At 59.0% G+C, this 13623-nt stretch carries 10 protein-coding genes; 5 read left to right on the plus strand and 5 right to left on the minus strand.

Features of this window, described 5'->3' with window-relative positions:
* Positions 1-83 precede the first annotated feature (83 nt).
* Positions 84-365 (minus strand): lactococcin 972 family bacteriocin, encoded by a 282-nt coding sequence (locus ACOYO3_RS05085; protein ID WP_427305795.1) that lies wholly within the window; start codon positions 363-365, stop codon positions 84-86.
* A gap of 174 nt (positions 366-539) precedes the next feature.
* Here ACOYO3_RS05085 and uvrB point away from each other — a divergent pair, with 174 nt between their 5' ends.
* Together uvrB and ACOYO3_RS05095 are read left to right on the plus strand one after the other, a co-directional pair.
* Entirely contained in the window at positions 540-2645 is a 2106-nt protein-coding gene (gene uvrB / locus ACOYO3_RS05090) for an excinuclease ABC subunit UvrB (RefSeq protein WP_002515506.1), read from the plus strand.
* Positions 2646-2838: 193 nt separating this feature from the next.
* Complete coding sequence (locus tag ACOYO3_RS05095; protein ID WP_002515659.1) at positions 2839-3828, plus strand: TerC family protein; 990 nt, start codon at positions 2839-2841, stop codon at positions 3826-3828.
* An 8-nt stretch (positions 3829-3836) separates the two neighbouring features.
* Here the strand turns inward: ACOYO3_RS05095 and ACOYO3_RS05100 are convergent, their stop codons facing one another.
* Together ACOYO3_RS05100 and ACOYO3_RS05105 are read right to left on the minus strand one after the other, a co-directional pair.
* Entirely contained in the window at positions 3837-4493 is a 657-nt protein-coding gene (locus ACOYO3_RS05100) for an MBL fold metallo-hydrolase (RefSeq protein ID WP_002515583.1), read from the minus strand.
* A gap of 45 nt (positions 4494-4538) precedes the next feature.
* Positions 4539-5282 (minus strand): maleylpyruvate isomerase family mycothiol-dependent enzyme, encoded by a 744-nt coding sequence (locus ACOYO3_RS05105; RefSeq protein WP_002550711.1) that lies wholly within the window; start codon positions 5280-5282, stop codon positions 4539-4541.
* Positions 5283-5423: 141 nt separating this feature from the next.
* Here ACOYO3_RS05105 and uvrA point away from each other — a divergent pair, with 141 nt between their 5' ends.
* A complete protein-coding gene (uvrA, locus tag ACOYO3_RS05110; RefSeq protein ID WP_002519095.1) occupies positions 5424-8393 on the plus strand; it encodes an excinuclease ABC subunit UvrA in 2970 nt (989 codons plus the stop codon).
* A gap of 14 nt (positions 8394-8407) precedes the next feature.
* Here the strand turns inward: uvrA and ACOYO3_RS05115 are convergent, their stop codons facing one another.
* Both ACOYO3_RS05115 and ACOYO3_RS05120 read right to left on the minus strand, forming a co-directional pair.
* Complete coding sequence (locus ACOYO3_RS05115; RefSeq protein WP_002515646.1) at positions 8408-8815, minus strand: Rieske (2Fe-2S) protein; 408 nt, start codon at positions 8813-8815, stop codon at positions 8408-8410.
* 15 nt (positions 8816-8830) lie between these two features.
* Complete coding sequence (locus tag ACOYO3_RS05120) at positions 8831-9577, minus strand: histidine phosphatase family protein (protein ID WP_002515635.1); 747 nt, start codon at positions 9575-9577, stop codon at positions 8831-8833.
* A 176-nt stretch (positions 9578-9753) separates the two neighbouring features.
* Between ACOYO3_RS05120 and ACOYO3_RS05125 the strand changes: the two genes are divergently transcribed.
* Together ACOYO3_RS05125 and uvrC are read left to right on the plus strand one after the other, a co-directional pair.
* Positions 9754-11403, plus strand: a complete 1650-nt coding sequence (locus ACOYO3_RS05125; protein WP_002525046.1) for a hypothetical protein — start codon at positions 9754-9756, stop codon at positions 11401-11403.
* 192 nt (positions 11404-11595) lie between these two features.
* Entirely contained in the window at positions 11596-13614 is a 2019-nt protein-coding gene (gene uvrC / locus ACOYO3_RS05130) for an excinuclease ABC subunit UvrC (RefSeq protein ID WP_427305796.1), read from the plus strand.
* The last annotated feature ends 9 nt before the right edge of the window (positions 13615-13623 follow it).

The following is a 13623-nucleotide window of genomic DNA, read 5'->3' on the forward strand; positions in this document are numbered from 1 at the left end:
GTGGCGGCTTCCTTCTGATCGGACCGTGGAGGGGTATCAGGCGGCACGTCCCACCGTAGGGCGTGCCGCCTGTGATGGGGTTGTCAGCAGGTGCGATACCAAGCCTTGTTCCCGAACCGTGCTGCATCGGTGCGAGCATAGGACCAACTGCCGGCCTTGACGCATGGCGAGCGCACAAAGTTGACCCCTTGAACTGAACTGCCATGTTTCTTCGAGCCGTGAAAATAGTCCGAGTATCCACCTCCGTATCGCCAAACTCCGCCCTCGGGCGGGTTGACGGTGTCGGCCATAGCAATAGTGGCTGTACTAGCGAGTAGCAGGCCCGTGATAGGGACTGCTGCGAAGTGACGCCAAACGGTGGACACGATTTCCTCCTTATAACTTCTCCTACTGAAACGCTTCATTGCCAGCAGGAGGGAGAGGGTCATCCAGCGAGGCTCATCGGGACCGGAGATGCAGGCTTTCAGATCTGACGTCCCGAACCCGGTCGCATGCTTTTAGCTAATCCTATCGCGGGTGGCTTGAACTAGGGTGGAGCTATGCGCCCTGTCACTGACATCACTCGCCGCGTAGCCCCTTTTCACGTCGTCAGTGAGTTTCAGCCTTCTGGTGACCAGCCGCAGGCCATTGCGGAGTTGGAGAAGAGGGTTAACAGTGGTGAACAGGACGTTGTTCTGCTCGGCGCCACCGGTACTGGCAAGACGGCCACGGTGGCGTGGCTGGCGGAGAGGCTGCAGCGCCCGATGCTCGTCATGCAGCCCAACAAGACGTTGGCCGCCCAGTTTGCCCAGGAACTACGTACCTTCTTCCCTGACAATGCCGTCGAGTACTTCGTCTCTTACTACGATTACTACCAACCTGAGGCGTACATCCCACAGACGGATACCTACATCGAGAAAGATTCCAGCCTCAACAAGGAAGTTGAAAGGTTGCGCCACTCCGCGACGAACTCCCTGCTCACCCGTCGCGACGTCATCGTGGTGTCAACCGTTTCAGCTATCTATGGCCTGGGCACGCCACAGGAATACGTAGACCGGATGATTCCACTGGAGGTCGGCCAGGAGTGGGATCGCGATGAGTTGCTACGCGACCTCGTCACCAACCAGTACGTCCGTAACGACATATCGGGGGAGCGCGGCACCTTCCGGGTGCGCGGGGACACCCTCGAGATTTTCCCGGTTTATGAGGAGAATGCGCTGCGTGTCGAGTTTTTCGGCGACGAAATTGAGGCCCTCACGACGATGCACCCACTCACCGGGGAGATCATCAGCGAGGACGAGCAGGTCTACGTGTTCCCGGCTACCCACTATGTCGCCGGCCCGGAACGTATGGAGCGGGCCATAGCGTCCATCCAGCAGGAGCTCGAGGAGCGCCTGGCCGTTCTAGAGCGTGATGGGAAACTGTTGGAGGCCCAACGGTTACGTATGCGTACTACCTACGATATCGAGATGATGCAGCAGGTCGGTGCCTGTGCTGGCATCGAAAACTATTCGCGGCACATCGACGGACGCGCTCCCGGCTCAGCCCCGAACTGTCTGCTTGACTACTTTCCGGAAGATTTTGTGCTCGTCATTGATGAATCCCACGTGACCGTCCCGCAGATTGGCGGGATGTATGAGGGGGACATGAGCCGCAAGCGGACATTGGTAGAACATGGTTTCCGACTGCCCAGCGCCATGGACAACCGTCCTCTCAAATTCGACGAGTTCACCCAGCGGATCGGCCAGACTGTCTACCTGTCCGCCACGCCCGGTTCGTACGAGACCGAACGAGCTCACGGCGTCGTCGAACAAATCATTCGTCCGACAGGTCTGGTGGATCCGGAGATTATCGTCAAGCCTACGCGTGGCCAGATTGACGACCTTATGGGTGAAATTCGTACCCGAGTGGACCGTGGCGACCGTGTCTTGGTGACGACTCTGACGAAGAAGATGGCCGAAGACCTCACCGACTACCTCATGGAGCACGGGATTCGCACCCGTTACCTGCACTCGGAGATCGACACACTCAAACGCATCGAGCTGCTCAAGGAGTTGCGCATGGGCGAGTTCGATGTGCTTGTCGGTATCAACCTGCTACGAGAGGGACTTGACCTCCCGGAGGTTTCCTTGGTGGCGATCCTCGACGCCGACAAGGAAGGCTTTTTGCGTTCTGAACGGTCCCTTATCCAGACCGTCGGCCGCGCTGCTCGTAACGTCAACGGTCAGGTCATCATGTACGCCGACCAGATCACTGATTCCATGCAGGTCGCCATCGACGAGACAAATCGTCGTCGCGATATCCAGATGGCGTACAACAAGGAACACGGGATCGATCCACAGCCGTTGCGCAAGAAGATCGGCGACATCACTGAGATGCTGGCTCGCGAAGGTGCCGATACTGACGAGCTCGTCGAGAAGTTCAACTATGGGAAAGGCCACCGCGGCTACAATTCGATGATCACTGACGAGCAGCGAGCCGCCCAAGGCAGGAGACTCGACGTCTCGAAGATGGCCGAAGAGGATCTAGGCAAGCTCATCGTCGACCTCACCACCGAAATGCGTTCTGCGGCTGGCGAACTCAAGTTTGAAGTCGCTGCCCGGCTACGTGACGAAATCGCCGATCTTAAGAAAGAGTTGCGCCAGATGGTGGAGGCCAACCGGTAGACAGGGGCGGGAGTCGCGGTCGAGGCCCTGGTGTGCGAGTATGGAACTCCTTGGAGGGGAGTACTCCTGAGAAAAGTGTGGTCGTCATCACGATCGTGCCATCACGGTCCGGCTACACAGCCCCGGTCAGGCGATGATATGTGGCGTACCGGCGCGGACGAGACCTCCGGACTATCCCTTTGGAGGCCGGGATTTGCACGTTCATGCTTACGTCTGGATCATCACCATCCTCGTGATGGGGGCTCTGCTCTTCTTCGACGTTCTCGTCCTGGGGCGAAACCCCCATATCCCCTCCGCCAAGGAGTGTGCCACCTTCGTCGGCGTCTTCGTCGGCTTGGCGGTACTCTTCGGCTTAGGCGTCTGGATCCTACAGGGCCATGCCGCAGGGGGACAGTTCTTCGCAGTGTGGTTGACCGAGTACAGCTTGTCGATCGACAACCTGTTTATCTTCCTCATCCTCATGGAAAAGTTCAACGTCCCACGGAAATTGCAGCAATTCGCCCTGCTGGTAGGTATCATCGTCGCCCTCGTTTTCCGGGGTGTTTTTATTGCTCTGGGACAGGCCATTCTTGAGGCCTGGGCGTGGGTGTTCTTCATCTTTGGTGCTTTCCTGCTGTATTCGGCAATTGACCAGGTGCGTGAGTATCGGCACCGTGACGATGACGACGATGAGGATCCTGGTGAGGATGGCCGCTTCATGGCGTGGTTCAGGCGCACGGTTCCGGCTACTGGTGACTACCGTGGCACGAAGTTTTTCGTTCGCGAGAACGGTAAAACTCTCGCAACCTCGATGTTCATGGTTTGTGTCGCCCTGGGCGCCACGGACTTGCTTTTCGCCCTCGACTCGATTCCGGCGTCCTATGGTCTCACCAGCGAGGGGTATCTCATCCTTACCGCTAACGTCTTTGCTCTCATGGGTCTGCGCCAGTTGTATTTCCTTATCGGAAGCCTGTTGGAACGTTTGGTGTACTTGTCGCTGGGACTGGCCGTGATTTTGGGCTTTATCGCCCTCAAGCTCATTGGCCACGCGATGCACCACTACGGACTGGACCAGGCCTGGTTCGGCTTTAGCAGTGAGGTTTCGATCGGGGTTTCGCTGGGCGTTATCGCCGTGACCCTGGCTCTCACCACCGTCGCGAGTCTCATTAAAAGTCGTAAAGACGATGCCACAGCCGACGTCTGATCTGACGTTTACCAGCCGCGGGCACGCCACAGTGGAAGGTTGGGACGTTCCTCTCCGACGGTTGTGGCGTCGCCATGCCCGGGATGGATAACTGTTGTATCTGACGCGGGTGCGAAGATCTTCATGCAGACGTCGGTGTAGAGACTTTCGAATTCTCGGCTTCCGCTAGTTTTGCCGAGCCTACCCGGGAACAGAGAATCGCCAGTGAGAACGTGATCGCTGGGGTTACCGTGCAAACGTAAGGCGATGGATCCGCGGGTATGGCCTACCAGTCCAATGACGTCGAGTTCTACGTCTCCGAGACGGAACAGATCACCGTCCCACATGGTGCGGCAGGTTACTCCTGTGGTGGCCTCAATAGCCTCGGCGTCGGGTTCTCCACACCACGGCTGGGCTCCCGTCATAGTAACGATCTCCGCGAGGGCCCCGGTATGGTCCTGATGACGATGGGTCGTAATAACGGCTCCGACTTCATCGTCACCGATGAGGGCTTTGAGTCGACCGGGTTCGGCAGCTGCGTCCACGAGGATGGCGGGCCCCGCTCCGGGATGGATGAGGTAGGCATTATTGTCCATGGTGCCTACCGAGATTTTGATGAGGTCAACGTCATCGTTAACCTTGATGAGGGCGGCTTCTGAGCCCGGATCGACGTGGTAGAGCGGCATGACGATTCCTTCCTGGGACGAGCGGATAATCCGCCAGCTGTCCTGTCAGATGAGCATTGGGACGGCGAGCTGGTCAGCTCCGGCGAGACGCTCAGTTCCCCCTCGGCCCGATAGCCATCCTGCCAGTGCGCCGTCAGGTCCATGGACCGTGGTCGCGAATCCGACCCCGCCAATGCGGTCCGTCAGGCCGGAATCAGAGACGATACGCATAGCGGGCACCTCAGGACGGTCTCGCAGGCGGAAGCAGACCCATTCCAGGAGAGTACGCGCGGAAACGTCGGGGAGGTCATCGACGGTCATCCCGAGATCGAGGTCGACGTGGTGAAGAGCGATCTCTGCGAGTCGTAGTGCTGGCAGATCAGTGACATCGACGCGGATGTCGTTGGTTAGCCACACTGCAGTGCCAGGTTCCATGTCGTCGAGCGCGTCGAAGGTGGTGTTGAGGGAGCCTGCGGTGGTATCGAGGTCGATTTGCAGCTGCAGCCCGGCGCGTTCCGAACCGCGTTCGATATCGCGGTCGCGCAGTTCGTCGGAGGGGTAGAGGTGGGGGACTTTCTGATTGGTAATGACCGCTTTCGTGACGGCCTCGAAGGCTTCGGCGTTACGGGCTATGTGGGTGGCGATGTGGGCACGGGTCCATCCGGCCAGGCGACTCGGCGCCTGCCACTCGTCGTCGGATAGTCCCATGGTTGCGCCAAGAAGACGTTGCGTGGCTTCACGTTTGGCAGCCCGGATCACGTGCAAGGGAGCGCTGGGACACAGACCGGGTGGTCGTTGGGCAGCGCTCATGTCATCCAACCTAATGCCACGGGATGGAACATGCCAGATGAACGAAAGGATGGAGCCAATTTTATAGTGATGTGAAAAGGCTATCGTGTTCCGTTCTGCCAGCCGCGCAGAACTGCGGGACTGTCTTGCGCGGCCTCTACGATGACACCTGTGAGTGACCACATCATCGTCCGAGGCGCCCGGGAACACAACCTGCGCAATGTCAATCTGGACCTTCCCAGGGACGCCATGATTGTGTTCACCGGTCTGTCGGGATCGGGCAAGTCCTCCCTTGCTTTCGACACTATCTTCGCCGAGGGACAGCGTCGATATGTGGAGTCGCTTTCCTCCTATGCCCGCCAGTTTCTGGGTCAGATGGATAAGCCCGATGTCGACTTTATCGAGGGCCTCAGCCCGGCAGTTTCCATCGATCAGAAGTCCACGTCCCGCAACCCTCGCTCGACCGTTGGCACCATCACAGAGATTCATGATTATCTGCGCCTGCTCTGGGCCCGCGTCGGTAAGCCCCACTGCCCGGTGTGCGGCGAGCTCATCAGCCGTCAGACCCCGCAGCAGATTGTCGACCGCCTCATGGCGCTCGACGAGGGTACTAAGTTTCAAGTCCTCGCCCCGGTGATTCGTGGACGCAAAGGTGAGTACGTCGAGCTGTTCCGACAGTTGACGACCGATGGCTTCACCCGAGTACGGGTGGATGGAGACGTTCATCGGCTTGGACAGGTGCCACCGCTGGATAAGAAGCGCAAGCACGACATCGACGTCGTCGTTGATCGGATTGCAGTCAAGCCGTCGGCTAAGCAGCGCCTCACCGAGTCGGTGGAGACGGCGTTGGGGCTGGCCCACGGCATCGTCGGCGTCGATTTCGTCGACCGCGATCTGTCTGATCCGCACCGGGAGCGTCGGTTCTCCGAGACGATGGCTTGCCCAAATCAGCATGACATCGACATCGAGGAGCTAGAGCCGCGTCAGTTCTCCTTCAATGGGCCCTGGGGTGCTTGCCCGACATGTTCTGGTCTGGGCGCGACACTCGAGGTCGACCCGGAATTGGTCGTCCCCGATTCCGGTCTGAGCTTGCTTGAGGGAGCCATTGCGCCCTGGTCTGGGCCACGGGTGGCGAACCATTACCAGCACGTCTTTGCTGGGCTGGCGGAGAACCACGGGTTTGACGCGACTCTTCCGTGGTCCGAGTTGCCAGTAAAGGCTCGCAAGCTGGTCCTGCACGGTGATGGCGACCCGGTCATGATCTCGTACCGCAACCGATTCGGGCGGGTGCGCACCTACTCGCAGAATTACGAGGGAGTGCTGCATTATGTGCGTCGACGCTACGACGAGGCCGAGACGGACTCTGCACGCTCCCGGTGGGGCCAGTATCTGCGTGAGGTCCCGTGCCGAGATTGCCATGGCAAGCGTCTCAAGCCGACGAGCCTGGCCGTAACGGTCGGTGGGCGAAACATCGCCGAGGTCTCAGATATGTCTATTGGGGAGGCTTCTGAATTCCTCAATGCGTTGACGTTGACCGAGCGGGAAGCCACCATCGCGGGGCGAGTTATCAAGGAGGTTCGCGCCCGGCTGCGATTCCTTGTCGATGTCGGTCTCGACTACCTCACCTTGTCACGGTCGGCGGGGTCCCTGTCAGGTGGTGAGGCTCAGCGTATTCGACTCGCTACCCAGATTGGTTCGGGTTTGGTTGGGGTTCTCTACGTCCTTGATGAGCCCTCCATCGGCTTGCACCAGCGTGACAACCGACGCCTCATCGACACCCTTGTGAGATTGCGAGATCTCGGTAACACCCTCATCGTCGTCGAGCATGATGAGGACACCATTCGGATGGCGGACTGGGTTGTCGACGTCGGCCCAGGGGCCGGTGAGCACGGTGGTGAGGTCGTCGTGTCAGGAACCGTTGACGAACTGCTGGCCAGTGAGAGGTCCGTGACCGGTGCGTACTTGTCGGGCAAGAGGTCGATCCCATTGCCGGCGACCCGACGCCCCTGCACGGGACGTGAGCTCGTCGTCAGGGGAGCCCGTGAGAACAACCTCAAGGGAATGAATGTCACCTTCCCGCTAGGGCAACTCGTCGTCGTCACCGGGGTGAGCGGCTCGGGCAAGTCCACTTTGGTCAACCAAATCCTCTACACATCGCTAGCGCATCGTATCCATGGCGCCAGGACGGTACCGGGTAAGCATGAGACGATCACCGGTGTCGAGGAAATCGACAAGGTGATTCACGTCGACCAATCGCCGATCGGACGCACACCAAGATCGAATCCGGCCACCTATACCGGTGTCTTCGACAAGATCCGTGCTCTCTTTGCCCAGACCCCCGAAGCTAAGATGCGCGGCTATCAGCCGGGTCGGTTCTCCTTCAACATTAAGGGTGGACGCTGCGAGAACTGTCAGGGTGACGGCACCATCAAAATCGAGATGAACTTCCTACCTGACGTCTATGTGCCCTGTGAGGTGTGCCACGGTGCTCGGTACAACCGTGAGACTTTGGAGGTCCATTACAAAGGCAAAACGATCGCTGAGGTTTTGGATATGCCTATCGAGGAGGCTTGCACCTTCTTCGAACCGATTTCGTCGATCCATCGTCACTTCCAGACCCTCGTCGAGGTTGGTTTGGGATACGTCAGGCTCGGCCAGCCCGCGACGACCCTATCTGGTGGGGAGGCCCAGCGCATCAAGCTGGCCTCCGAGTTGCAGAAACGTTCCACGGGTAGGACCCTGTATGTCCTTGACGAGCCCACCACCGGCCTGCACTTCGAGGACATCCGCAAGCTGCTGCTGGTGTTGCAACGTCTTGTCGATCAAGGCAACTCGGTCTTCGTCATTGAGCACAATCTGGATGTCATCAAAACCGCCGATTGGATCATCGACATGGGGCCCGAGGGAGGAAATGGTGGCGGAACCGTTGTCGCCGAGGGCACTCCAGAGCAGGTTGCCGCCGTCGAGGGGTCCTACACCGGCCAGTATCTTTCGGAGATCCTGGCTGGGCACGAGGTAGCAGTCGGGGACGAACCGGCGCTCGTCGAAGCGCCAGCGGACGCCGGGAAAAGGAAAACCACCGCCAGGAGGAAGGCAAAAAAGACCACGAGCCCACGCAAGAAGTCGCGTTGAGAAAAGGTCAGGCGTTAGGAACCGCTGATAGTGAGAGTTTCGCCCTTCTGCGTGACCGTGGCCTTACCCAGACCGGAGGTAGCCGGGCCCTGGGTGACGTGACCGTCGGTTATAGCGAACTTCGATCCGTGGCAAGGGCACAGGATCGCCCCGTCATGGACCTCGTCGACCTGACAGCCAGCGTGCGGACACACCCGCACAAATCCCTTAAAGGTTCCCTTGGTGGGTTGGGTGACGACGAAGTTGGTGCCATCGATGACGACGCCTCCACCGACCGGGACATCAGCTGCTTTGACGGTAGCTGGACCGGTGTGAACGTCATTGGAGTTCTGGAAGGTGTTGCATCCGGCGACTGCGCTGGTAGCGGCCAAGGCAGTGACACTTCCAACGGTGCGCAGGACCTCGCGTCGGGTGGGGGACATTTCTCTCCTTCGTGCTCAGCGGGTACCGGGGTTGCCGGTGGATGCGGCGACGGCGCCGTGAACCATACCGGCTTCGATAAGGTGATCCACGCGATTGATCCAATGAACTTCGTACCCGTCCGGGTGCAACTCGATCATCGAGGTGGCGGTGTTCTGAAGCCCGATCCAGTGCGGTTCGCTGCCGATGGAGTGGTTTCGCAGACCAGCGGCAAGTTGTGGGGCGATGAGATGCAGCAACATCATGGATCCGATCGCGCCGTGAGCGACGATCGCGATGCACTCGTCATCATTGTGGGTATCGCGGATCCACTTGGCGATTCTGCCGGCGCGGTCAGCAGCCTCGGCGGCGGTCTCGATGCGAGCTTCGCGCCACCCTTCCTCGGTGATGGACTCGGGGAAAACAGCACGGTCTGTGATGGCCGACAAAGCTGATCGCGGCGATCCTGGATGACCGGTTTCGACGCCGTCAACGATCTGAACTGGACCTGGACGCTCGAAGATGAGGTCATTGATGATGATAGGAAGATCAAGGGCCTCAGCGACCGGGTCAGCCGTCTGGATGGTACGCATCATGGGGGAGGCATACAGCTTCGTTGGCCGAGGAGAGACCGATCCGATCCACTTCCCTAGGGCCTGAGCTTGACGTCGTCCAAGCTCGGTGAGCTCCGGGTCAGGCTTGCGACCCTGCTGGTAAGTCTCGACAGACTGCGCAGCGAAGGCATTGTTCTCGGACTGGCCGTGGCGGATGAGGAGAAGATGCACAGTTCCAGCCTACCGGCGAGTCCCGCTGAAAGGCGGCATCCCGGCATCGGCGTTGCCTCGGATGTCGGGGTTGGCTGTAGGCGACCCTTTCCCACTACCCTAACCGCGTTAGCTGAGAAGGCACCTCGTCGTGGCTAGGAGTGACGAGAATTGGTGAGCGTTGGAGGTTGTATTCGATGACGATCGAGGTAGTCGATGATTCGGCAAGGAATGTCTCAAAAACGTGGCGGAAAGTGACTTTCTCTGTCGTCGTTCCCTATCGGCCGGAATGGGTCACCGAGCCCATTGAGAATATGGCATCGAAGACTGTCGGGCCGGCGGAGGTTCTCGATTCTCTCGTTTCGAGCAGTGAAGATATACTGCAATCTTCCCGAGACCAAGCATATGAACCTCACAAATACTATTTTTCGAGGAGGATTCGGGACGCGGTTAGGATGTATCGTCACGCCGTTTATGATGCAACGAGGGAAGATGCTATTCGCGCGAAGGTTGCGGAAAGGCGGAAATCGCATAAAGGGTCTATTCTTAACATTCCCGAAGGTCTGAGTTACCTGGGTGCTGAGCGTCGGGAATACGAGGATAGTCTCGGGGCTGTCGCGGGTGGTGAAGCATTCCACTACGCCGTTCTGCATTTTCGGCTTGATGACGTCACAGACGCCGCGGTCGAAACGGCTGCCGCATGGCTGAAGCGCCCCGGAGGAGACGGTGCGAGGTATTTATCTGGTCTTCTGAGCGACATCGGTCTAGGAAGATGTTTGTACTCATGGGGAGGCTTCTCCCAAGGCAACGCTGGGTGCGGCCGCGGGAAGGCCAGTTCGCGTGATCGTGGTTGTGGTGCTGGCGGGGCGCCCTTTCTTAATTGCAACCGAATCTTCGTCATGACCTTCGCAGAAGTGGATCCTCAGGACTTGCGGCACCCGTCCTATTTCGGACACCACAAGGCGTGGACTCCGGCGCAGGCCTGGCTGTATCACCTAGCAACTGGTGGGATCGGAATTTACCGAGGAGTTCCACCTAGTGACACGAGTGATGCTGCGAACGACGGGATGTTCTGCCTTGATGCGACGTGGGTAAGGATCGAGGAAGCCGGCATGGCAGTCATGACCCAGCCGGTGCTGCTCGAAGAGAGTAACCGCAAGCATGCTGGAGCCCTGTGCCTGCTGTGTCACAGTAGAATGCTCGACATCGTGATTCTGTGCCTACGGCAACGCACCTACCTTGATCGCAATGCCGAAAGTGAGGCGCGCGTCTTGGTGGGGAAGGGCCATTGGGGCGATGAGGAGTTAGACAGGCTACTCGATCGTGAGCGTTCGGTGGCCGCTTTTCTTAATGGGCTGTGGTTCACCGAGGTTTCCGGGCGTCGTGAGGCAACCCTCGTCTTGAACGAGTTTCAGAAAGTTCTTGGCACTCCCGTCTTGCTTACGGAATTGCGGGACGAACAGGAATCCTTGGTGCGAGTTGTCGAGGTGCACCGACGTATCGACAATGTTGCGATGGACAAGGCCAGAAAGGAGCAGGAGCGCCGCCGAGAGCAGCTGGAGAAGGCAGCCGAAAAGCGCCTGGAGATCATCGTCCTCGTTCTGACCGTTATATCGACGATGCTGGCGCTTCTGGCCCTTGTATCTGATCCAAATCTTGGCCTTTTCGCAGTCGGTTTCATACTCACAGGGATCGTCGCGCTCATCGGTGGTATCCGCGTCAAACGTTTATTGAGGGGGGATTGCGAAGGACAAGAAAGACAACCGTGCAGGTTTGTGACGCGACGACATCACCGAGAGACGAATGTATCGCCCTGCTCCCTGGCACGTGAACAGTGGCCCGGGTGAGCGCTTTGGTATGGTCGTGGGTCGCGAGGGCGTCAAGCAACGTTTGCCGGCTCCGCCCCGCTCGGTCGGCTTTGTGCCTGTGATCGTCGGCGGGACGGTTGAGCGGCATCAACGGCAGTGCCGCTCCCTAAAGTCACGTCCGTGGTGTGAGTGGGAAGTGATATTTCGCTACTTGCGCATAGAGTTCACCCCATGGCCGATCCGTCCAGCTACCGTCCCGCTCCGGGCACGATTCCTACCCAGCCAGGTGTCTATCGATTCAGTGATGCGCATGGCCAGGTCATCTATGTCGGCAAGGCTAAGAACCTGCGCAACCGATTGAATTCCTATTTCCAGGACATCTCGGCTCTCCACCCGCGCACCCAGCGGATGGTGACGACGGCAGCGCACGTGCAGTGGACGGTAGTTCAGAACGAAGTCGAGTCCCTACAGCTCGAATACACCTGGATCAAAGAATTCGACCCGCGGTTCAATGTTATGTACCGCGACGACAAGTCTTATCCGTGGCTGTGTTTTACCTGGACCGATGAGTATCCACGCGTCTTCGTCGGGCGCGGTGCGCACCACAAGGGGTGGCGTTATTACGGACCTTTTGGCCAGGCCTGGGCGATTCGCGACACCGTCGAGACCCTGTTGCGTGTATTCCCGGTGCGCTCTTGCTCGACGGGAGTTTTCAACCGCGCGAAGAACCAGGGACGTCCCTGCCTACTCGGATATATCGGTAAGTGTTCGGCTCCCTGCGTTGAACGGATCACATCCCAGGCTCATCGCGAGATCGCTGACGAGTTCTGTGATTTCATGGCCGGGCGGACGACGAAAATTGTCAAGCGGCTTGAATCCCAGATGGCGGAGGCCTCTGAGAACCTTGAATTTGAACGCGCTGCGGTGATCCGGGATTCCTTGGGCGCTTTATCCAAAACTTTGGAGCGCAACGCTGTCGTACTTGGTGATGGTACTGACGCGGACGTCATCTCCATGGCGCTCGATCCGCTCGAGGTCGGCGTCAAGATTTTCCATGTCCGAGGTGGCCGCATCCGTGGTGAACGCGGTTGGGTCGCTGATCGTGCTGACGATGCCGACGAGGCCGAGCTCATGGAAACCTTCCTGACTCAGTTGTACGGCGTCAATGCCAGTGACGGTCAGGTCCGCGACGATGGGCACGGCAATGCTGTTCCGCCACTGGTGATCGTCTCCGCCGAGCCTACGAACCCCGACGTCATGTCGACGATTCTCAGCTCCGAACGCGGCTCCCACGTCGAGATTCGTGTCCCGCGCCGTGGTGACAAAGCGACTCTCATGGACACCGTCACTCGCAATGCCCAGGAAACTCTTGCCCAGCACAAGCTCAAGCGGGCCTCTGACCTTGCTACCCGTACTCGCGCTCTGGAAGAAATTCAGGAGTCACTCGGCTTGGACCGCGCCCCGCTACGGATAGAGTCCTACGACATTTCCCATATCCAGGGCACCAATGTCGTCGGGTCGATGGTGGTCTTCGAAGACGGTATGCCCCGCAAGTCTGAGTACCGTCGTTTCAGCATCAAGGGATTTGAGGGGTCCGACGACTTAGCCGCTATGCACGAGGTGCTTTCTCGTCGACTGCGTCGCCTCATCGAGGACCGTGATGCCATGGCCGCTGCTCAAACTCCTGACGGCGACGTTGGCTCCCTTATCGATCCGACTACCGGATCCCCTCGGAAATTCGCCTACGCCCCGCACCTCATCGTCGTCGATGGTGGTGCGCCTCAGGTGCATGCCGCCCAGCAGGTGCTTGAAGAGTTCGGCCTGGAGGACGAAATCGCGTTGTGTGGCCTGGCCAAGCGCCTGGAGGAGGTGTGGCTTCCTGACGAGGAATGGCCGGTCATTTTGCCGCGAACTTCCGAAGGACTCTACCTGCTTCAGCGTCTGCGTGATGAGGCTCACCGTTTCGCTATTACCTTTCACCGGTCTAAGCGTTCCAAGGCCATGGTGGAGTCCGTTCTCGACGGTGTGTCGGGGCTGGGAGAGACCCGGCGCAAAGCGCTCGTCTCCCACTTTGGATCGGTACGGTCGCTACGCAAGGCCACCGTTGACGACATTGTCGAGGTGCCAGGCTTTGGCCCGAAACTCGCTGGCGAAGTTGTCGCAGCTTTGTCCCAGGACAAACCAGCCGAGGCCATCAACACCGCTACTGGCGAGGTTGTTGACGCCAACGGCCCAGACGCAGGGAGATAAGCACTACCC

Source organism: Cutibacterium sp. KBN10P07758 (genome assembly GCF_050286205.1).
In the GTDB taxonomy this organism is placed as follows: domain Bacteria; phylum Actinomycetota; class Actinomycetes; order Propionibacteriales; family Propionibacteriaceae; genus Cutibacterium; species Cutibacterium acnes.

Bases quoted from the DNA above. Each gene is read 5' to 3' on its own strand.
- uvrB (WP_002515506.1), top strand. From the start codon at position 540: ATGCGCCCTGTCACTGACATCACTCGCCGCGTAGCCCCTTTTCACGTC.
- ACOYO3_RS05100 (WP_002515583.1), bottom strand. From the start codon at position 4,493: ATGCCGCTCTACCACGTCGATCCGGGCTCAGAAGCCGCCCTCATCAAG.
- ACOYO3_RS05105 (WP_002550711.1), bottom strand. From the start codon at position 5,282: ATGAGCGCTGCCCAACGACCACCCGGTCTGTGTCCCAGCGCTCCCTTG.
- uvrA (WP_002519095.1), top strand. From the start codon at position 5,424: ATGACACCTGTGAGTGACCACATCATCGTCCGAGGCGCCCGGGAACAC.
- ACOYO3_RS05115 (WP_002515646.1), bottom strand. From the start codon at position 8,815: ATGTCCCCCACCCGACGCGAGGTCCTGCGCACCGTTGGAAGTGTCACT.
- ACOYO3_RS05125 (WP_002525046.1), top strand. From the start codon at position 9,754: ATGACGATCGAGGTAGTCGATGATTCGGCAAGGAATGTCTCAAAAACG.
- uvrC (WP_427305796.1), top strand. From the start codon at position 11,596: ATGGCCGATCCGTCCAGCTACCGTCCCGCTCCGGGCACGATTCCTACC.